General features: G+C 69.4%; 2 protein-coding genes. Both read right to left on the reverse strand.

Features of this window, described 5'->3' with window-relative positions; genetic code table 11:
* Positions 1-182 (reverse strand): hypothetical protein (locus FVW27_RS16310; RefSeq protein ID WP_167127141.1); only part of this gene is annotated, 182 nt, incomplete at its 3' end.
* A gap of 84 nt (positions 183-266) precedes the next feature.
* On the reverse strand, positions 267-1234 hold a 968-nt coding region (gene murA / locus FVW27_RS16315), incomplete at its 5' end, for a UDP-N-acetylglucosamine 1-carboxyvinyltransferase (RefSeq protein WP_167127144.1).

Here is a 1234-nt window from a genome sequence, read left to right on the forward strand (position 1 = left end):
GCCCGCGCGCCCATGCCCAGCCACAGCAGTATCGCTGCCGTAACGGCCCACACGGGTTCGCCCCGTGGCGGCAGCGCGGCCAACCCGGCCAGCGTCGCCAGCAGGCAGGCCTGCCGATACAGCAGCGGGGGCAGCAGTGGCGGCGCCAAAGGGGGTTGAGACTGCGAAGATGGCTGGGACATGGGGCTGGCGGTGCCTGCGGGGTTTTTCGGGTGCAAAAAAAGGCGGGCCGCGCCGCGTGGCGGGCCCGCCCGGAAGGCGTGCGGCTATTCCGGCATGCGCGTGATGCGCGCGCCCACGGCGTTCAGTTTTTCCTCGATGCGTTCGTAGCCCCGGTCCAGGTGGTAGATGCGCTGGACGTGGGTTTCGCCCTGCGCGGCAAGGCCCGCCAGCACCAGCGATGCGCTGGCCCGCAGATCGGACGCCATGACCGGCGCGCCGATGAGCTTCTGCACGCCGCGCACCATGGCGGAGTGGCCGGAAAGCTTGACGTCCGCGCCCATGCGCACCAGTTCCGGCACGTGCATGAAGCGGTTCTCGAAGATGGTTTCCTCCACCACGCCCGCGCCACTGGCAATGGTCATCAGGGCCATGATCTGGGCCTGCATGTCGGTGGGAAAGCCGGGGAAGGGACGGGTGGTCACGTCGCGGGCGCGCAGGTGGCCGTTGTGGGTCACGCGCACATCGCGGGTGCCTTCGCGCTCGATGATCAGCCCCATGTCGCGCAGCTTGGCGATGACCGCCTCCAGTTCCTCGAAGGGGCAGTCGGTCAGCAGCAGGTCGCCGCCGGTGATGCCCGCCGCCACCATGAAGGTGCCCGCCTCGATGCGGTCGGGCATGATGCGGTATTCGCATCCGCCAAGGCGCGGCACGCCCTGCACCTTGATGATGCTGGAGCCGTGCCCCTCGATCTTCGCCCCGCAGGCGATGAGGAAGTTGGCCAGGTCCACCACTTCCGGTTCGCGGGCAACGTTTTCCAGTATGGTCTCGCCCTCGGCCAGGGTGGCGGCCATGAGCAGGTTTTCGGTGCCGCCCACGGTGGGGAAGTCGAAGTGGATGTGCGCGCCGCGCAGTTTCTTGCAGCGGCCCTGGATGTAGCCGGATTCCAGGTCGAAGGTGGCGCCCATCTTTTCCAGCGCGGTCAGGTGCAGGTCCACGGGGCGCGCGCCGATGGCGCAGCCGCCGGGCAGGGCCACGCGGGCCTCGCCCAGGCGGGCCAGCAGCGGACCAAGGC

The organism is Nitratidesulfovibrio liaohensis (assembly GCF_011682075.1).
GTDB classification, from domain to species: domain Bacteria; phylum Desulfobacterota; class Desulfovibrionia; order Desulfovibrionales; family Desulfovibrionaceae; genus Cupidesulfovibrio; species Cupidesulfovibrio liaohensis.